Consider the following 17,707-nt stretch of genomic DNA (forward strand, 5'->3'; position numbering starts at 1 on the left):
AATAAAAATACAATAAAACCTTACCGCCCCATCCCAAAAACGGCAACAGAAAGGCCGTCTGAAAACAATTTTCAGACGGCCTCTTATATCAAACGGGATTAACGGCTGGTAGGCTCACAGTTTTTAACGATGAAACGTCCACCCGGAGCGTTCAATCCAACCACTTCAGATGTAGTGTGGGTGTCTCTGCCGATGTAGCCTGCAGACATTACATAACCGCGTTTATTGCTGAAAGTCGTACCGGTATCGTCGGAACGATTTCTGTCAACACGCAGGTTTGCTTTAGTACCGGCTGCATTGACAGCAGCACCGACAGCATTGCCATCACGGTCAAATTCATACATTACATTCAGTTTTTTACCGCTGTCGCAGCGGTAAGACACATAACCGGCAGGAGCGGCAACGGCGCTGAATGAAACGGCAGCCAAAGCGGCAGCGGCAAAAGCAGGTAATAATTTCATAAATATGTACTCCATTTTCATTATTGGAAGAGTTTGCTTTTCAACCGGAAAACCTGCAAGCGATTTTCCTTCGGTTGCCAATGCAACGGGTCGCATTGTAAAGCTTCCGATTGAACATTCAATCGAAAATTTGAAAATTTATGTTTGTTTATTATTAACTTTATGTTTATTATGAATAATATTCTGGAAGTTATACGGTTCGCACAAAAAACTTCCTTCCTCCAGCCGAAAATGCCATACTTTCAACCATGAAACTCGGCGGTTTAACCATACACACCAGCAAAACTCCGCCGTTATCCCACCCAAACATGGAGGCCACATGCCTAAGTATCTTTCCTTTGCCCTCACCGCCCTTCTCTCGGTTAATGCCTTTGCACAAACAGAACGGCAAAATGCTGAGTTTGAACCCGAAAACACTGTTGCCAAGCTAGCCTGTTACTATCAACAAGATTATGTTACTGCTGAAAAAATCTGGCAAAAATGGGCTGGACAAGGCAATCCCCGCGCAAAAAGCAATTTAGGCTATCTGTACCTTAGAGGCTGCACCAGTCCTTACAATCCCAAAGGCCGCCCCGAACTCAACCATATAAAAGCCATCCCTCTTCTGGAAGAAGCCGCACAAGCAGGCATCATCCAAGCTCAATATCTGCTGGGAGACTATTTGACGGGAGACGGGCACCCCGAAAAAGAACGTCTGCGCGGCATGAAATTCTTGGAACAATCCGCAGAGCAGGGACATGAATTGGCACAAAACCAACTGGCCTACCTCTACCTCACACTCGGCAACCAAAACCACGACAAATATTACTACTGGACGCGCAAAGCCGCCGAACAAGGCAATGCCGACTCACAGCGACGGTTGGCAATCGGTTTGAACGAAGGCAAATACCTTAAACGCGACTGCAAACAAGCCGAAGGCTGGATTCGGCGGGCTGCGGAACAAAATGACGGCGAGACCTACAAACTGCTGGTTCACTGGTATAAAAACGGTTCGGCCTGCTTTAGAAAAGATGCGGCGGAAGCAGCCAAATGGCAACAAAAAGTAGATGAATATCATGAGAAATTCAGCGATGCCTTACACAAGGAAATAAACGGAGAAACACACTGATCAGGCAACATACCCGGATAACTTTCTCCATCTCCTAGCCACTGCTCAACACAAGTTTCCTTATGATTAAGTCTATTCCTATATTACTTATTTCTATATTTTCAACAACCGTCGGCCATGCTGCTGCGGTTGACTGGACGCCGTTGTTGGAATCTATGAAGAAAGGCTGCGCTGTTGATTTTAATGCCTTGCCTTATGGAAAGTCCGCAATCGGCAAACTGCCTGCCAAATACCGTGCCTCCGTTGCCCGCAGCCATAGCAGACAGACAGCATCAGATGGTGAAGTATTCACCATCGAATTGAAAAACTCTATTGCTTTCGGACAGCCGTTGTCAGCCTTAGTTATTGAATCCAATGAAGGATTCGGCTATGTCAAAATGAAGTTTGCCCGAAATGCCGATATGTCTAAGCTTATTCCCTTATTTACAACACCAACCGATAAACGACGCGGTATGTTGGCAGCGGGTAGGGCGCAGAATTTTTGTATCAAAGGTACACACGGGACGTTGAAGCAATACCAATCTTCACCGCATCACTGGCGTGCCGTTTCATCTGATGGCCCGTGGCAGGAGTTCCGCTACCATCCAAGAGAAAATGCTTTATCCTGCCTGCATTCTGATCATTACGGCGATGAATTCGGATGCTCGAAATAGAATCATGACTCCCCGCCTGAAAATCTCCCTATGCAAGCTTGCTTTGGTCGGTGCGCTGTTCTACACCAGCTACGGCCTGTCCAACCATTACGCGGCATCGCTGGCCTATGTGCCGGAAGTCGCTTTTGCGTGGGAGCGCGGCATTCCGTTTTGGGCGTGGACGATTGTGCCTTATTGGTCGCTGAACCTGATGTATGCGGCGGCGTTTTTCCTTTGCCGAAATGCGTGTGAACAAAATCGCTACGTCGCACGGCTGGTATCGGCGCAAATTATTGCCACTACTTGCTTCATGCTATTTCCGCTGCATTTCGGCTGGCCGAAGCCGCCTACCGACGGGCTGTGGGGTTGGCTTTTTGATTCGTTGGTAGCGTTTGACTTGCCGTACAACCAAGCGCCGTCGCTGCATATCGCGCTGTCTATCATTGTCGGTGCGTTTTATTGGACGCGGTTTCCCAAAATCCGTTTGCCGATTTTGTTGTGGCAAAGCCTGATTGCCTTATCGGTGCTGACGACTTACCAACACCACTTTATCGATGTACCGACCGGCGCGCTGCTGGGCTGGCTGGTGTTGTGGGCAATACCGCAACACGGCGTATCGCCTTTCAGGAGACGAAGTTTGTCCGTAGCAGAGCCGGACAGCCAAACAGGTCGTCTGAAAATGACCGAAGCGAGTTTCTGCGAAGCTAAAATGAGCGAAGCAAATTTCGCCAAAACGAGCGAAGTGAGTTTCTGCGAAGCTAAAACGAGCGAAGTGAGTTTCTGCGAAGCTAAAACGAACAACACTGATTTCCGTGAAGCCCAAACTTCCCCCGAAATACGTTCCCGCGAAATCAAAATCGCCATGCTGTATCTGGCGGGAGCAGTATTGTCGGCTCTGCCGTCCTTGTTCGGCGGTGTATGGTTGTGGATGTTGTGGGTCAGCGTGTCGCTATCGGTGGTCGCTTTCGCCTATCTGACCGGCAACGCGGCGGTATTCCAAAAACAGGCAAACGGCAGATTGTCGGCAGCAGCAACGATTTTGCTGCTGCCTTATCTGGTGGGCGTGCGGCTGAACATGGCTTATTGGCTGAGCGGCAAGGCAAAGACGGCGCGGATTCGTGATGATGTGTCGATTGGCAGTATCTCAGGGGTTGCGGAGATTCAGCATTGTGGCGGAGTTTTTGGGAAAAAAACGGCATCTGCTGCGTTAAAAATGCTCGCAAGGTGTTCAACCTTGCTGCGCTTTTTGCCTTGCATCTACCATTTTTTGCCACAAAAATCCGCTTCACAAGCTAAATCTCCGCACCCCCTGGCAATTTCAGACGGCCTCCCCGCTGTATTGGACGTATGCGCCGAATATCCCCATCACCGTTATTGCGGCGCATACTGTGCTCTGCCGTTATTGGACATGGTTGCGCCGTCTGAAAACAATTTGATGCAGGCGGCTTCATTGCTGGAAACATTGCGCCGACAACGCGGCAAGGTTCTGATCTGTTGTGCGCTGGGCTACGGACGCAGTGCGGCGGTGGTGCTGACTTGGCTGCTGGTTTACGGCGGCTGTCGGGATTTGGCGCAGGCAACGGCGGAACTGAAACAGGCTCGTCCGCAGATGGTGTTGCCGCCGGAAACGGCAAGGGCAGTAGAAGCGGCGGCAGGCCGTCTGAAAAATTTCTGAACATATCAAAAGGGAAACCCATGAATACGACACCAGCAACCGACAGCCTGATTACCGCCCGCCTGCTTGCCACCGCCCGCTATACCGCCGTGTTCAATGCCTTGTTATTCGCTTTGTCCGCACAACGCGGCGGCGTGTGGTCGGCGGTGCAGCTTGTCTTGGCGGCAGTGTTGTTGTACTACCACATCCGCATCGAGTTCGACCGCCGCGTGTTCCAAGATTTTACCGACGGCCGCTATACGCCCGCAGCCTTCGACCAAACCTTGCGGCAAACCGGCTTGCGCCGTATTTCAGACGACCTCTCCATGCCGCAACGTGTGGCGGGTGCGCTTGCCTTGTGGCGCAAAAGCCTTTACCTGACTGCGGCGCAACTGCTCATCCTGCTGATGCAGTCCGTTTGATTTTCCAAAATGTTTCGATACAAAGCCCCACCTCCCAACCACACCTGATAAAAAGGAAAAGGCCGTCTGAAAACTTTTTCAGACGGCCTTCCTATACAGACACACTGCCCGCTTCAACGCATCCGCACGGTGGCACTCAACGGCAGGTGGTCGGACAGGTATTGCCACGGTTCCTCGCTGTGCAGGGTGGCGTTGAGGATATCGAGGTTGCGCGTATAGATGCGGTCCAGGCTCAACACGGGCATACGGGCGGGGAAAGTTTTCGGCAGTGCACCGTGGCGGTCGAGGAAAACTTCGGTCAGCCCCAAGGTGCTGCCGATATTGAGTGTCGATTTGTGCCGCCAGTCGTTAAAGTCGCCTGCCAGTATCAGCGGGGCTTCCGGCGGAATGTAGGTGGTTACGTATTCGAAAATCGCCACATATTGTTTGACGCGGTCGCGTTCGAAAAGGTTGAGGTGGGCGCAAAGGCAGACGATGGGCATTTCCCAGCCATCGGGTAGGATTTCGCAATGCAGGACACCGCGTTTTTCCAGGCGGTTCACGCTGATATTGACGTTTTGCCGCATCTGTATCGGCAGTCGGCTGAGGATGGCGTTGCCGTGGTGTTTTTGCGGAAAAACGGCGTTTTTGCCGTAGCTCGAGTGATAGGCGAGACGTTCGGCAATGATGTTGTCTTGCGGACGGGCGGGGAAATCGGGCAGTTTCAATTCGCGCAACAGGTTTTGTCCCTGCACTTCCTGTAAAAACAGGATGTCGGGCTTCAAGCTTTCCAATGCCTGCGCCATGTCCGAAATCTGCACTTTGCGGTTCAGCGGCGACATGCCTTTATGAATATTGTAGGTGGCGATGGTAATCGGCTCGGTCATGATGGGTTGCACCTGCTCGAATGGGTTTCCGGTATTCGGATGTGTAACTGGAAAAAAGGCCGTCTGAAAACGCGGGTTCAACCCTTGAAAACGTTTTTCAGACGGCCCCTTGTTCAGTCTACACCTTTAATCGTGACCCAGGTCGAGATTTTTTTCTTTATACCGCGTATCGGGAACCAACACGATTTTGTTATCCACTTTGCCGATGGCTTTCACATCTTTGCCCGGATAGTCGAGCTGGTGCAGGAAGTGGCGGATACAGTTCAAACGGGCGCGTTTTTTATCGTCGGAACGGATAATCGTCCACGGCGCATCGCCGGTGTGGGTATGGAAGAACATGGCGTTTTTGGCTTCGGTGTAATCGTCCCAACGGTCGAGCGACTGGATGTCCACCGGCGACAGTTTCCAGTGTTTCAGCGGATCGTCGCGGCGGGACAGGAAGCGGCGCAGCTGTTCTTCGCGCGATACGGAGAACCAGAATTTAAACAAGTGCAGGCCGCTGTTTACCAGCATTCTTTCCAGTTCGGGCACTTGGCGCATAAACAGCAGGTATTCTTGCGGTTCGCAGAAACCCATCACGCGTTCCACGCCTGCGCGGTTGTACCACGAGCGGTCGAAGAACACCATTTCGCCGGCGGTGGGCAGGTTTTGGATGTAACGCTGGAAATACCATTGGCCGCGTTCGGTTTCGGTCGGTTTTTCCAACGCCACCACGCGCGCGCCGCGTGGGTTCAGATGTTCCATAAAGCGTTTGATGGTGCCGCCCTTACCTGCTGCATCGCGTCCTTCAAACAGGCTGACGATACGCTGGCCCGATTCTTTCACCCAGCTTTGCACTTTCAGCAATTCGATTTGCAAAGTAGCTTTTTCTTTCTCATACACACGGCGGTTCATCCGCAGGCGGTAGGGATAGCTTTCGGGCAGCGGCGCAGTGTTGGAATCTTCACTGGAAACCCGTCCTTGATGCTGCAAAACCTCTTCTTCAAAAATCTGCAGGCGGTCTTTACCCTCGCCCACATTGACTTGCTCGAACGGTTTCAGTTGATGATCGGTCATGGTTCGTCCTTTCAAAGTTTTAAAGTACGCCCGAACGGCTTCCCGTATTCGGACGCAGGAATAATCTATACCCTGATTTTACGCTCTTTGACAAAAACAAACAAATACCTAAGCATATTTAGGCCGCCTGATGCAACGCTTTCCATCCCAAACCGAAGCAAACCCTCAATCAACCGCCGACACGCCCCGCCTTTCCGTTTTTCAGACGGCTTATGGGCTATAATCCGCCTTTTTTCCCCGCAAGCCCATGCCCTATTTCGCCCTGCTCGACGATGCCGTTTCCGGCCGCGCCGTCCTCTTCCAAAACCTGCAATACAGCGACCGCATCCTTTCAGACGGCCTCGACCGTTTGAACGGCCTGCTGGCGCAAGGCTGGCGGCGCGGCCTGCACCTCTTCCTCACCGCCGATTACGGCTTCGGCATACCGCTGCAAAACCTGCCGGCAACCGAAAGCGACACCCTCGCCCTGCACTGGTTTGCCGACAAGCAAAACGTCAATGCCGACGAATGGCTGGCCGCGCGGGAAGACGGTTCGCCCGCCGGCATCTCACGGCCGGAAATATCGCGCGGGCATATCGAATATTTAAACGACATTGCCGAAATCCAGGCCGCCATCGCACGCGGCGACTGCTACCAAATCAACCACACCGTCCGCCTGCACCTCTCTGCCTACGGCGACCCCGTCCGCCTCTACCACCGCCTGCGCCAACCCGTCCCCTACGCCGCGCTCGCCTGCCTGCCCGATGAAAAGAACGGCCAAACATGGACGCTCTGCTTTTCGCCCGAACTCTTCTTAAACATCCGTTCAGACGGCCTGATTGCCACCGAACCCATGAAAGGCACCGCACCGATTTTAAACGACGGCCGCGATGCCGAACGCGCCGCCGCCCTGCAGTCCGACCCAAAAAACCGTGCCGAAAACGTGATGATTGTCGATTTATTGCGTAACGACTTAGGCAAAATCGCCCAAACCGGCGGCGTGCGCGTCCCCGAACCGTTCAAAGTCAGCCCCTTCGGCGGCGTATGGCAGATGACCAGCCGCATCGAAGCACAGGCAAAGGCAGGCACGTCCGCAGCCGACATCTTCCGCGCCGCCTTCCCCTGCGGCAGCATTACCGGCGCACCCAAGCGCAAAAGCATGGAAATCATCGGCACACTCGAAACCGAACCGCGCGGCCTCTACACCGGCAGCATCGGCCACCTCGAACCCTGCGCGGGCGGACTCGGCTTCGGCGGCACGCTCAACGTCGTCATCCGCACCCTGCAACTCAGCCCCTCGCCGCCCGAAAGCGGCCTTCCGCCCTACCGCGCCGTTTACGGCGTCGGCTCCGGCATCGTGGCCGACAGCGACCCCGAAAGCGAATATCGCGAATGCGGCTGGAAAGCCCGTTTCCTGACCGAACTTCCCCCCGAATTCGGCCTGTTTGAAACCATGCGCGCCGAAGCCGGCCGCATCCCGCTGTTGGACGACCATTTAGGCCGTCTGAAAACCGCCGCTGCCGCCCTAAACCTCAGCCTGCCCGACGATGCCGGACAGCAAATCCGCCGCCATCTGGCCGAACTGCCCGACCAAGGCGCATACCGTGTCAAAGCCGCCCTGTTTTCAGACGGCCTGCAACTGAGCCACGCTCCGCTGTCCGACTTGCCGCCCAATCAAAGCATCATTCTCTCCGACACCGCCCTGCCCGAACGCGACTTCCTGCGCCGCTTCAAAACCACGCACCGCGAAACCTTAGACCAAGGCTGGCGGCAGGCCGAAGCGCAAGGCGCGTTCGACAGCCTGTTTTTCAACCGCGCGGGCGAACTGCTCGAAGGCGGGCGCAGCAGCGTTTTTGTCCGTTTCGGCAGCGAATGGCACACCCCGCCTCTGGAGCTGGACATTTTGGACGGCATCATGCGGCGGCAAATCCTGCAGCAACCGCAGCAATATCTCGGCACAAGTCGCGTTTTTGAAAGCCGAATCAGCCGCGCCCGACTCATGCAGGCCGACGAAATCCGCCTGTGCAACGCCCTGCGCGGCCTGTTCGCCGTCCACCTGAAATAACGGCAGGCCGCTGTTCGCCTTTGTTCCGCGTAATCTGTAAAAAAGAGGCCGTCTGAAAGCCTGCTTGACTTTCAGACGGCCTCTGCCATCCTTCAAACAAAAATCCGCAAAACCGCCCCTGCCGTCTTGCCGAATCCTGCCGCATTTCATCACCGCATACCGCCAGTGTTTCTGAAAATACCGAAAGACTGCAGACTGATAATCGGCTGAAATCAGGCTTTCAGACGGCCTTTCAAATGTGCAGGCTGCTTTTGCTCTGGGCAGACAACCACTTGCGTGTGGCCGGGCGACGGCCTGTTGCGGAGAAGAACGGCTTCGTATGGCAGCTCGTCCTGCCCGCCGCCGCTGAATGTCCAGTTGGGCAGCGGCTTGATTTTGCAGGAAAACAGCGAGCAGAAAAATTGCGTTTCCTGCATATGGCCGCCAGCTTCCAGCGTGCGGCGGTTGAAGACTTTGCGCCACGGATTGAACAGCCCTTTGGCACGGATGGCGATGTCGTGCGGGCATTGATTGACGATTTCCACCGTCTGCCCCATCGGTTGCGACAACGCGGCGGCAAACGGGGAAGCGGCGCACAGCAGCACGGCAGCGGCGATATGGGCGGATGATTTCACGGCATTCCTTTCAAATCAGAGTTTGGACGGGTGCTATGGTTGGATACGTTTATAATCTCGGGACAAAAAAACGTAATAAGTGCCTGCTGGATAACAAAGTCCAAACCAATAGCAGGCAGAATAAGGCATCCATCCCTTTTCTTCATTAAGAATTAAGATATATTAAGAAACAAACAGAGCCCTCAAAAACCTCATCGGCAGCCAAGGCCAAATGATGGCTGATAACCATACGGATTTTGCGGTAGAATAGAGCTGTCGATTCTGCGACTAGGTAGAAGGTGCGGAAAGTCCGGCAGAACTGGTCAGCCTGATTGAAAGCGGCGACTACGAAGCCCTGCTTGCCGAAGATTCGGACGAACATGGCCAAGGCCACGAACATCATTGCGGCTGCGGCTGTTCCCTCGGCTGAGTCAGCCTGCCTATATTATCTACCGCCTCGATTTTCATATTAAAAGGAGACTTACCACCATGATAAGCAAGGCAAAATTCAATACCGTTGTCGGCAGTATAGGGGCGGCAATGGGTATTTTCGTATTTGTCGCCTATATCCCCCAAATTATCGCCAATATACAAGGGGCAAAGGCGCAGCCGTGGCAACCCCTGTTTGCAGCAGTATCCTGTCTGATTTGGGTTTTGTACGGTTGGAGCAAAGAACCCCGGAAAGACTGGATTCTGATTATACCCAACGCAGTCGGCGTGATATTGGGATTTCTGACTTTTCTGACTTCGCTTTAAACAAGGGGCTAATCTACGTCAGCCCCTTTATTTAATATAGCATCTTTTAAATCAGTCAAATGCTGTACAGGCTGCTTCTCTCGGTTATCTACGCAATAAAAGCAGCCTGCACTTGAATTTACAACCCCAATTCCCCCCAAATCTCATCAATCTTAGCCGTAACCGCAGGGTCTTTTTGGATGACCCGTCCCCATTCGCGGTCGGTTTCGCCCGGCCATTTGTTGGTTGCGTCCAAGCCCATTTTGCCTCCGAGTCCGCTGACGGGGCTGGCGAAGTCGAGGTAGTCGATGGGCGTGTTTTCCACCAAAACGGTGTCGCGCACGGGGTCCATGCGCGTGGTTACCGCCCAGATGACTTCTTTCCAGTCGCGCACGTTCACATCGTCATCGACCACGATGATGAATTTGGTGTACATAAACTGGCGCAGGAACGACCAGCAACCCATCATCACGCGCTTGGCGTGTCCGGCGTACTGTTTTTTCATGCTGACCACCGCCATGCGGTAGGAGCAGCCTTCGGGCGGCAGGTAGAAATCTGTGATTTCGGGGAACTGCTTTTGCAAGAGCGGTACGAACACTTCGTTCAACGCCACGCCCAAAACGGCGGGTTCATCGGGCGGTTTGCCCGTGTAGGTAGAGTGGTAAATCGGGTTTTCACGCATGGTGATGCGCTCGACCGTGAACACGGGGAAATGGTCCTGCTCGTTGTAATAGCCGGTGTGGTCGCCGTATGGGCCTTCCAACGCGGTTTCGTTCGGATGGATGACGCCTTCCAGCACAATTTCGGCACGGGCGGGCACTTGCAAATCGTTGCCGATACATTTCACCAGTTCCGTCCGCGAACCGCGCAGCAGTCCGGCAAACTGGTATTCGCCCAAGGTATCGGGAACGGGCGTTACCGCACCCAAAATGGTGGCGGGGTCGCAGCCAAGCACGACGGCGACGGGATACGGCGTATCGGGATTGAGTTTGCGGAATTCCTGATAATCCAACGCGCCGCCGCGATGCGACAGCCAGCGCATAATCAGCTTGTTTTTGCCGATTAATTGTTGGCGGTAAATGCCGAGATTTTGGCGTTTTTTGTGCGGACCGCGCGTGACGGTCAAGCCCCACGTTACCAGCGGTGCAACGTCTTCCGGCCAGCAATGTTGAATCGGAAGTTTATACAAATCAACGTCTTCACCTTCCCACACGATTTCCTGACACGGCGCATTTTTCACCACGTTCGGCGCCATACTCCAAATATCTTTCAGCAGCGGCAGTTTGGAAAACGCGTCTTTAATGCCTTTGGGCGGTTCGGGTTCTTTCAGATACGCCAGCGTCTGCCCGATTTCGCGCAGCTTGGACACGCTGTCTGCACCCATGCCCATCGCCACGCGTTCGGGCGTGCCGAACAGGTTTGCCAACACGGGATAATCGTAGCGCGTACCGTCGGGCTTAATCGGGTGTTCAAACAGCAACGCCGGCCCTTCGGCACGCAGCACGCGGTCGGCGATTTCGGTCATTTCCAAATGCGGGGAAACGGGATGCGCGATGCGCTTGAGTTTGCCCTGCTGCTCGAGCATGGCGATGAAGTCGCGTAGGTCTTTGTATTTCATGTTTTATCCTTGTTTAGAGGCCGTCTGAAAACGTCGGTCGGGCTTTCAGACGGCCTGAACGGTTCAGTCGCAGGCACTTTCGACTTGGCTGTCGAGCACGCGGCCTTCGGCATCGGTTTTGACCGTTAAAGTCACCAGCCATCTCTGACATGCGGCATCGCCGCCGCCCAAAAATTCGCGCGCGGCGGTATAACCCTGCCGGTCGGCGGTTAAGAAAATCCTGTTTTCCCACGCCCACGCCTTGATTTGCGCACTATCCGCCCCGACGGGCAACGCGGCCAGCTGCTTTTGCCACTGCGCCTTCAGCCTTTCGCCGTCTGCCTCGTTGTTGTAGCAGGCAGCGAGCAGCAAAGCGGCAAGGATTGCGGCGGTACTCGGTTTCATAGCGGCCTCCCTTATTTCGGCTTTATTCGGTTTGAACGGGTCAGGATACGGTTTCTGCCGTCAGAGGCCGTCTGAAAAAGCAATATCCGTTTTCAGACGGCCTGAAACCGCGTATGGAAGATTATCGGGACAATGCCCGTGCCAGCGCGCCGACTACCTGCCGCACCTGCTCCTCCGTCATATACGGGTGCATCGGCAGGCTCAACACTTCTTCGGCCACCAAATCGCCCACGGGCAGCACGGCATCGGATGCGACGGCGGGCTGCTTGTTGAGCGGAATCGGATAATGGACGGCGGTCGGGATGCCTGCCGCTTTCAAGGCCGTCTGAACGGCATCGCGGTTTTTCACGCGCACGGTGTATTGGGCATACGCGCTGATATTGTGGCTTTCGATAAACGGTGCGGCGATACCGGCTTTATCCAGTTCCCGCGCGTAAACGGCGGCAACCCGGCCGCGCAGGCCGATTTCTTCTTCCAGAATCGCCAGTTTGGGCAGCAGGATGGCGGCTTGCAGCGTGTCCAGACGGCTGTTTACGCCGACGCGGATATGGTGGTAGCGGCGGTCTTGGCCGTGGCGCGCGATTTGGCGGATGACGGTGGCCAGATTGTCGTCGTCGGTAAAAACCGCGCCGCCGTCGCCGTAGCAGCCCAAAGGTTTGCTGGGGAAGAAGCTGGTGCAGGAAACAGTGGTCAGGCTGCCTGATTTGCGGCCTTTGTACGATGCGCCGAAACTCTGCGCCGCGTCTTCGATGACGGGCAGGTTGTGGCGGGCGGCGATGGCGTTAATCACATCGAAATCGGCACACTGGCCGTAGAGCGATACGGGCACGATGGCTTTGGTGCGCGGGGTAATCGCAGCTTCGAGCTTGGCGGGGTCGAGGTTGTAGGTTTGTTCGACGATATCGACGTAAACCGGTTTTGCGCCGAGCAGGGCGACGGTTTCGGCGGTGGCGATATAGGTAAAGCCGGGGGTAATCACTTCGTCGCCCGCGCCTACGCCCAGGGCCATCAGGGCGATTTGCAGCGCGTCAGTGCCGTTGGCGACGCCGATGCAGTGTTTCGCGCCGCAGTAGGCCGCCAGTTTGTCTTCCAGTTCGGCCACTTCAGGCCCCAAAATATATTGGCCGTGCGAGAGGACTTTTTGTATGTTTGCGTCGATTTGGGGTTTGATGCGCGCCTGCTGGGCGGCGAGGTCGATAAATTGCATGGTGTTTCTCATGGTGGGTAGGGCATTTTTCAGACGGCCTCAAGCTTTGCTGAGGAGGCCGTCTGAAAGGATATACGTTTCGCCGCTGTGCGGGCAGACGGCTTTGCCGCTGCCTGTGAGCGGCAGTTGTTCAAGCTGTTCGCCGTATTCGCTCATCCAGCCGATTTGGCGGGCGGGCACGCCGACCATCAGGGCATAGTCGGGCACGTCTTTATTGACCACCGCGCCTGCGCCGATAAAGGCAAACCTGCCTATGGTGACGCCGCAGACGATGGTGCAGTTCGCGCCCAACGTCGCGCCGGTTTTAACCAAAGTGTCGCGATATTCGCTTTTGCGCTCAATCAGCGAACGGGGGTTGTAGACATTGGTGAACACCATGCTGGGGCCGCAAAACACACCGTTTTCCAAGTGAACGTTGTCATACACGGAAACGTTGTTTTGGATTTTACAGTCGTCACCGATGGTCACTTTGTTGCCGACGAACACGTTTTGGCCGAACGAGCAGTTTTTGCCGATTTTCGCGCCGCCGCAGATGTGGGCAAAATGCCAAACGCGGCTGCCCGCGCCGATTTGCGCGCCTTCGTCGATAATGGCCGTGGGGTGGACGGTGTAGTCCATGTTCCGTCTCCTTTGTTTTGATTGATTGAGGCCGTCTGAAAAACCCGAATCCGCTTTTCAGACGGCCTTTATTGCGCCGACGGGCTTTACACCACGATGTTCACCAGCCTGCCCGGCACGACGATGATTTTCTTGGCAGGCTTGCCTTCCATGAATTTCACCGCGCCTTCGGTGGCGAGTGCGGCGGCTTCGAGGTCGGCTTTGGAGGCGTCGGCGGCAACGGTGATTTTGCCGCGCAGTTTGCCGTTGACTTGAACCATGACTTCGATTTCGGATTTGACCAAGGCGGCTTCGTCGACTGTCGGCCAGCCTGCTTCCCACAGTTTCGCGCTGTTCAATTCGCTCCACAGGGTTTCGCAGATGTGCGGCACGATGGGCCACAACAGGCGTACGGCGGTTTCCAATACTTCCTGGGCGACGGCACGGCCTTGTTCGCTGCCGGTGTCGGTTTTGTCGTATTGGTTGAGCAGTTCCATCACGGCGGCGATGGCGGTGTTGAACTGCTGGCGGCGGCCGTAGTCGTCACTGACTTTGGCGGTGGTGGCGTGCAGTTTGTGGCGCAGGTCTTTGAGTTCTTTGGACAAACCGTCTTGGCTGCCTGCAAACGCTTTGACCGCGCCGCCTTGTTTTAGGTATTCGTAAACGGTGCGCCACAGGCGGCGCAGGAAGCGGTGCGCGCCTTCGACGCCGCTGTCGCTCCATTCGAGGGACTGTTCGGGCGGTGCGGCGAACATCATGAACAGGCGGGCGGTATCCGCGCCGTAGGCATTAATCAGCTCTTGCGGATCGACGCCGTTGTTTTTGGACTTGGACATTTTTTCCGTGCCGCTGATGACGACGGGCAGGCCGTCGGCTTTGAGGACGGCGGAAACGGGGCGGCCTTTGTCGTCGAAAGTCAGCTCGACATCGGCGGGGTTGATCCAGTCTTTGCTGCCGTTGGCGTTTTCACGGTAGTAGGTTTCGCAGACGACCATGCCTTGTGTGAGCAGGCGTTCAAACGGTTCGTCCACGCTGACCAAACCTTCGTCGCGCATCAGTTTGGTGAAGAAGCGTGCGTATAAGAGGTGTAAAATCGCGTGTTCGATACCGCCGATGTATTGGTCGACCGCGCCCCAGTATTTTGCGGCTTCAGTCGATACCATGCCTTCTGCGAACTTGGGCGACATGTAGCGGAAGAAGTACCAGCTTGATTCCATGAAGGTGTCCATGGTGTCGGTTTCGCGTTTCGCCGCGCCGCCGCAGCATGGGCAGGTGGTTTCGTAAAACTCGGGCATTTTTGCCAAAGGCGAACCCATGCCGTCGGGTACGACGTTTTCAGGCAAAACGACCGGCAGTTGGTCGGCAGGGACGGGGACGTCGCCGCATTTTTCGCAATGGACGATGGGAATCGGGCAACCCCAGTAGCGTTGGCGCGAAATACCCCAGTCGCGCAGGCGGTATTGGGTTTTCGGTTCGCCCGCGTCTTGGCTTTGCAGTTTGGCGGCGATGGCGTCGAAGGCCGTCTGAAAATTCATGCCGTCCAAGTCGCCACTGTTGACCAATACGCCGTTTTCTTTGTCGGCATACCATTCTTGCCATTGGTTTGCGTCGAATGCGTTGTCGCCGACGGCAATGACTTGTTTTTTCGGCAGATTGTATTTGGTAGCAAACTCGAAATCGCGTTCGTCGTGCGCCGGAACCGCCATCACTGCGCCGTCGCCGTAGCCCCACAATACATAGTTGGCAATCCACACTTCCAGCTTGTCGCCGTTGAGTGGGTTGACGACATAGCGGCCGGTCGGCACGCCTTTTTTCTCCATCGTCGCCATATCGGCTTCGGCAACCGAGCCGGCTTTGCATTCGGCGATAAATGCCTGCAATTCAGGTTTTTCGGCGGCTGCGGCGGTTGCCAGCGGATGCTCGGCGGCAACGGCAACATAAGTCGCGCCCATCAGCGTGTCGGGACGGGTGGTATAAACTTGCAGAAATTTCGCGTAATCGCCTTCCAAGCCTTGTTTGCTGTCGTCTGAAACGGCGAAGCGCACGGTCATGCCGCGAGATTTGCCGATCCAGTTGCGCTGCATGGTTTTGACTTGTTCCGGCCAGTGTTCCAGCTTGTCCAAGTCGTTGAGCAGCTCTTCGGCGTAATCCGTGATTTTGAAGTAATACATCGGGATTTCGCGTTTTTCGATCAACGCGCCCGAACGCCAGCCGCGCCCGTCGATGACTTGCTCGTTGGCAAGGACGGTTTGGTCAACAGGGTCCCAGTTTACCGTGCCGTTTTTGCGATAGACGATGCCTTTTTCAAACAGCTTGGTAAACAGCCATTGTTCCCAGCGGTAGTATTCGGGTTTGCAGGTGGCGACTTCGCGTTCCCAGTCAATCGCAAAACCCAGGCTTTTGAGCTGGGTTTTCATGTATTCGATGTTGTCGTACGTCCAAGCGGCGGGGGCGACGTTGTTTTTCATCGCCGCGTTTTCCGCCGGCATGCCGAACGCGTCCCAACCCATAGGCTGCATGACGTTGAAGCCGTTTAAGCGTTTGAAACGGCTCAATACGTCGCCGATGGTGTAGTTGCGCACATGCCCCATGTGCAGCTTGCCGCTGGGGTAGGGGAACATGGAGAGGCAGTAGTATTTGGGTTTGGAAGCGTCTTCGGAGACGTTGAAAATACGGGTGTCGTCCCATTTTTTCTGCGCCGCAGGCTCGATGAGTGACGGATGATAGTGTTCTTGTATCATGGTTCTGCTTTAAAAAAGAAAATCTCAAAGGGGAAAACGGCGAATTATACCGTTTTCAGACGGCCTGAACATACGGAAAACGGCCTGAGGCCGTCTGAAAACGGATAAAGCAGCTTTTCAGACGGCCTCAAGCCGTTTTTGCGTTTTTGAGGCGTTCGGCCAACGTGCGTGCGCACTCGCGGCGTTCGGCCGACATTTCGGAGCCGCCGTTGAGCGGCGACCAATCGGGATGGCGGCGGGCGCGGTTCAATTCGGACGGCAGTTTGTCGGCCGGCCACGGCGTTTTGCCGCTTTGCAGCACCACCGGGCTTTGCGCCGCATGGCCGCGCGTTTGCAGCGCGTGCAGCAGGTCGAGGGCGCGGGCGGCCAGCAGGGTCAGCGTGGCGGAATCGATATGCAGTGTTTGCCTGCCGCTGATTTTGTCGGACAAATCGCCCATATTCGGCAACACGCCGCCTATCAGGCCGCCCAGGGCGGTGCCCAGCCCGAGAGAACCGCCGAGCGTGGCCAAATCTATCCCCATGCCGATCAGCGCGCCCGCCGCCGCGCCCGTTCCGGTGCGGATGCCGTATTCTTTCAACAAATCGCCGTCGAACGGGTCTTGGCTGAACGCGCTCAACGCCCAGCCGCCGTCGTTGTCTATCTCGCTGTAGTAAAAACGGTAAAGCCCGAGCAAATGCGATTGCAGCCGGCGTTCGGCCTGTCTGACCGCCGCCTGCATTTCCTCCAGCACGGGCGCGGTATCGCTGCCTTCGGCGCACTCCCGACGGCAGGCGGCCGCATCCAGCAGGAAGGAGGCGACGGCCTCACGCGCCGCTCCGTCCAAACGCCGCCATTCGTCCTGCCGCCAGCTAATGAGGCGGCGGAGCGTGCCGTCGTCGGGCAGCATGGTGGCCAGGTTTTGCCACAGGCGGATTTCGCCGTCGAAATCGAAAGCCACCGTGTCGAAGCTGCTGCAAACGTGCAAACCGCGCCGCGCCAGCATATCCGTCCAAGCCGAAAGGCCGCCGCCGGAGGTGAAATTAAACACCGGCATCAGCGGTTTGGCGCACCACGACAATACGGTCAGCTCGTCTTTATATTTGTTCAACACCGGCTCGCGCGCATCGATAACGTAAAGGGCGGAGTCGCTTTGCAGCAGCTGGCGCAACACTTTCGCCTCCTGCCCGAATTCCCCCGCGGCCGCGGGCGAGGCGAGGAAGGCATGCAGGCGGTCTACGCCGTCTTCGCGCGGCGAAGTGTTCGCTTCCAACCAGTCCAACACGCCGCCCGCGTCTTCCAGCCCGGGCGTGTCGTACAAATAAAGCAGCGTGCCGCCGTCGTCGCACACTGCCGCCCGTTCGACATGGCGCGTGGTGGCGGACGCATCGGCCACCTCGCCGAAACCGCCGTCGCGCAGCAATGTGCGCAGCAGCGAAGTTTTACCTGTATTGGTGTGGCCGACTACGGCCAACGAAAGAGATTTGCTGTCGGTCATTTTGATTTAATAAAAGGTACAATGTCAGGCCGTCTGAAAACATTCGCAAACAATCGGAAACCGTTTTTCAGACGGCCTGCCGCAAAACAGACGCTATTGTCGGAAAAAGAAC

Annotated in this window: 16 protein-coding genes and 1 pseudogene; 6 read left to right on the forward strand and 11 right to left on the reverse strand. The window is 55.6% G+C overall.

Annotated elements, in window-relative coordinates:
* Positions 1 to 98: 98 nt before the first annotated feature.
* A complete protein-coding gene (locus BM261_RS01175; RefSeq protein WP_074894645.1) occupies positions 99 to 461 on the reverse strand; it encodes an ACP-like domain-containing protein in 363 nt (120 codons plus the stop codon).
* A gap of 319 nt (positions 462 to 780) precedes the next feature.
* Here BM261_RS01175 and BM261_RS01180 point away from each other — a divergent pair, with 319 nt between their 5' ends.
* From BM261_RS01180 to BM261_RS01195, 4 genes are all read left to right on the forward strand, one after another.
* Positions 781 to 1,569, forward strand: a complete 789-nt coding sequence (locus tag BM261_RS01180) for a tetratricopeptide repeat protein (RefSeq protein WP_074894353.1) — start codon at positions 781 to 783, stop codon at positions 1,567 to 1,569.
* 62 nt (positions 1,570 to 1,631) lie between these two features.
* Complete coding sequence (locus BM261_RS01185) at positions 1,632 to 2,222, forward strand: hypothetical protein (RefSeq protein WP_074894355.1); 591 nt, start codon at positions 1,632 to 1,634, stop codon at positions 2,220 to 2,222.
* Between the two features lie 4 nt (positions 2,223 to 2,226).
* Complete coding sequence (locus BM261_RS01190; RefSeq protein WP_074894357.1) at positions 2,227 to 3,876, forward strand: phosphatase PAP2/dual specificity phosphatase family protein; 1,650 nt, start codon at positions 2,227 to 2,229, stop codon at positions 3,874 to 3,876.
* Positions 3,877 to 3,896: 20 nt separating this feature from the next.
* The gene (locus BM261_RS01195; RefSeq protein ID WP_074894359.1) at positions 3,897 to 4,277 is read left to right on the forward strand and encodes a hypothetical protein; all 381 of its coding nucleotides are present in this window, start codon (positions 3,897 to 3,899) and stop codon (positions 4,275 to 4,277) included.
* Positions 4,278 to 4,390: 113 nt separating this feature from the next.
* On the opposite strand, the gene BM261_RS01200 is transcribed toward BM261_RS01195, so the two are convergent.
* Both BM261_RS01200 and ppk2 read right to left on the reverse strand, forming a co-directional pair.
* Positions 4,391 to 5,143, reverse strand: a complete 753-nt coding sequence (locus BM261_RS01200; protein ID WP_074894361.1) for an endonuclease/exonuclease/phosphatase family protein — start codon at positions 5,141 to 5,143, stop codon at positions 4,391 to 4,393.
* Positions 5,144 to 5,269: 126 nt separating this feature from the next.
* A complete protein-coding gene (ppk2, locus tag BM261_RS01205; RefSeq protein WP_074894363.1) occupies positions 5,270 to 6,199 on the reverse strand; it encodes a polyphosphate kinase 2 in 930 nt (309 codons plus the stop codon).
* A 247-nt stretch (positions 6,200 to 6,446) separates the two neighbouring features.
* Between ppk2 and BM261_RS01210 the strand changes: the two genes are divergently transcribed.
* Positions 6,447 to 8,243, forward strand: coding sequence for a bifunctional chorismate-binding protein/class IV aminotransferase (locus BM261_RS01210; protein ID WP_074894365.1), 1,797 nt, complete (start codon positions 6,447 to 6,449; stop codon positions 8,241 to 8,243).
* Positions 8,244 to 8,455: 212 nt separating this feature from the next.
* On the opposite strand, the gene BM261_RS01215 is transcribed toward BM261_RS01210, so the two are convergent.
* Both BM261_RS01215 and BM261_RS12235 read right to left on the reverse strand, forming a co-directional pair.
* A complete protein-coding gene (locus BM261_RS01215) occupies positions 8,456 to 8,857 on the reverse strand; it encodes a hypothetical protein (RefSeq protein WP_074894367.1) in 402 nt (133 codons plus the stop codon).
* Positions 8,858 to 9,029: 172 nt separating this feature from the next.
* Positions 9,030 to 9,116: pseudogene (locus BM261_RS12235) on the reverse strand (IS1595 family transposase); the annotation flags it as partial.
* Between the two features lie 209 nt (positions 9,117 to 9,325).
* On the opposite strand from BM261_RS12235, the gene BM261_RS01225 reads away from it, so the two are divergent.
* Positions 9,326 to 9,592, forward strand: a complete 267-nt coding sequence (locus BM261_RS01225; protein WP_040665672.1) for a SemiSWEET family transporter — start codon at positions 9,326 to 9,328, stop codon at positions 9,590 to 9,592.
* Positions 9,593 to 9,710: 118 nt separating this feature from the next.
* Here BM261_RS01225 and ubiD read toward each other — a convergent pair whose 3' ends face one another.
* From ubiD to BM261_RS01260, 6 genes are all read right to left on the reverse strand, one after another.
* Positions 9,711 to 11,189 (reverse strand): 4-hydroxy-3-polyprenylbenzoate decarboxylase, encoded by a 1,479-nt coding sequence (ubiD, locus tag BM261_RS01235; protein WP_074894369.1) that lies wholly within the window; start codon positions 11,187 to 11,189, stop codon positions 9,711 to 9,713.
* Positions 11,190 to 11,252: 63 nt separating this feature from the next.
* Positions 11,253 to 11,573 carry a hypothetical protein gene (locus BM261_RS01240; protein WP_074894372.1) on the reverse strand — a complete coding sequence of 107 codons (321 nt, stop codon included), beginning with the start codon at positions 11,571 to 11,573 and terminating at the stop codon, positions 11,253 to 11,255.
* A gap of 121 nt (positions 11,574 to 11,694) precedes the next feature.
* Positions 11,695 to 12,780, reverse strand: coding sequence for a DegT/DnrJ/EryC1/StrS family aminotransferase (locus BM261_RS01245; RefSeq protein ID WP_074894647.1), 1,086 nt, complete (start codon positions 12,778 to 12,780; stop codon positions 11,695 to 11,697).
* A gap of 39 nt (positions 12,781 to 12,819) precedes the next feature.
* Positions 12,820 to 13,398, reverse strand: a complete 579-nt coding sequence (locus BM261_RS01250) for an acyltransferase (protein ID WP_074894374.1) — start codon at positions 13,396 to 13,398, stop codon at positions 12,820 to 12,822.
* An 86-nt stretch (positions 13,399 to 13,484) separates the two neighbouring features.
* Positions 13,485 to 16,115, reverse strand: coding sequence for a leucine--tRNA ligase (gene leuS / locus BM261_RS01255; RefSeq protein WP_074894649.1), 2,631 nt, complete (start codon positions 16,113 to 16,115; stop codon positions 13,485 to 13,487).
* 130 nt (positions 16,116 to 16,245) lie between these two features.
* Positions 16,246 to 17,595, reverse strand: coding sequence for a DUF3482 domain-containing protein (locus tag BM261_RS01260; RefSeq protein WP_074894376.1), 1,350 nt, complete (start codon positions 17,593 to 17,595; stop codon positions 16,246 to 16,248).
* Between the last annotated feature and the right edge of the window lie 112 nt (positions 17,596 to 17,707).

This window comes from Neisseria elongata subsp. elongata (genome assembly GCF_900113545.1).
GTDB lineage: Bacteria > Pseudomonadota > Gammaproteobacteria > Burkholderiales > Neisseriaceae > Neisseria > Neisseria elongata.

Coding starts and splice junctions, on each gene's coding strand:
- BM261_RS01175 (WP_074894645.1), bottom strand. CDS start 461: ATGAAATTATTACCTGCTTTTGCCGCTGCCGCTTTGGCTGCCGTTTCA.
- BM261_RS01180 (WP_074894353.1), top strand. CDS start 781: ATGCCTAAGTATCTTTCCTTTGCCCTCACCGCCCTTCTCTCGGTTAAT.
- BM261_RS01185 (WP_074894355.1), top strand. CDS start 1,632: ATGATTAAGTCTATTCCTATATTACTTATTTCTATATTTTCAACAACC.
- BM261_RS01190 (WP_074894357.1), top strand. CDS start 2,227: ATGACTCCCCGCCTGAAAATCTCCCTATGCAAGCTTGCTTTGGTCGGT.
- BM261_RS01195 (WP_074894359.1), top strand. CDS start 3,897: ATGAATACGACACCAGCAACCGACAGCCTGATTACCGCCCGCCTGCTT.
- BM261_RS01200 (WP_074894361.1), bottom strand. CDS start 5,143: ATGACCGAGCCGATTACCATCGCCACCTACAATATTCATAAAGGCATG.
- ppk2 (WP_074894363.1), bottom strand. CDS start 6,199: ATGACCGATCATCAACTGAAACCGTTCGAGCAAGTCAATGTGGGCGAG.
- BM261_RS01210 (WP_074894365.1), top strand. CDS start 6,447: ATGCCCTATTTCGCCCTGCTCGACGATGCCGTTTCCGGCCGCGCCGTC.
- BM261_RS01225 (WP_040665672.1), top strand. CDS start 9,326: ATGATAAGCAAGGCAAAATTCAATACCGTTGTCGGCAGTATAGGGGCG.
- ubiD (WP_074894369.1), bottom strand. CDS start 11,189: ATGAAATACAAAGACCTACGCGACTTCATCGCCATGCTCGAGCAGCAG.
- BM261_RS01240 (WP_074894372.1), bottom strand. CDS start 11,573: ATGAAACCGAGTACCGCCGCAATCCTTGCCGCTTTGCTGCTCGCTGCC.
- BM261_RS01245 (WP_074894647.1), bottom strand. CDS start 12,780: ATGCAATTTATCGACCTCGCCGCCCAGCAGGCGCGCATCAAACCCCAA.
- BM261_RS01250 (WP_074894374.1), bottom strand. CDS start 13,398: ATGGACTACACCGTCCACCCCACGGCCATTATCGACGAAGGCGCGCAA.
- BM261_RS01260 (WP_074894376.1), bottom strand. CDS start 17,595: ATGACCGACAGCAAATCTCTTTCGTTGGCCGTAGTCGGCCACACCAAT.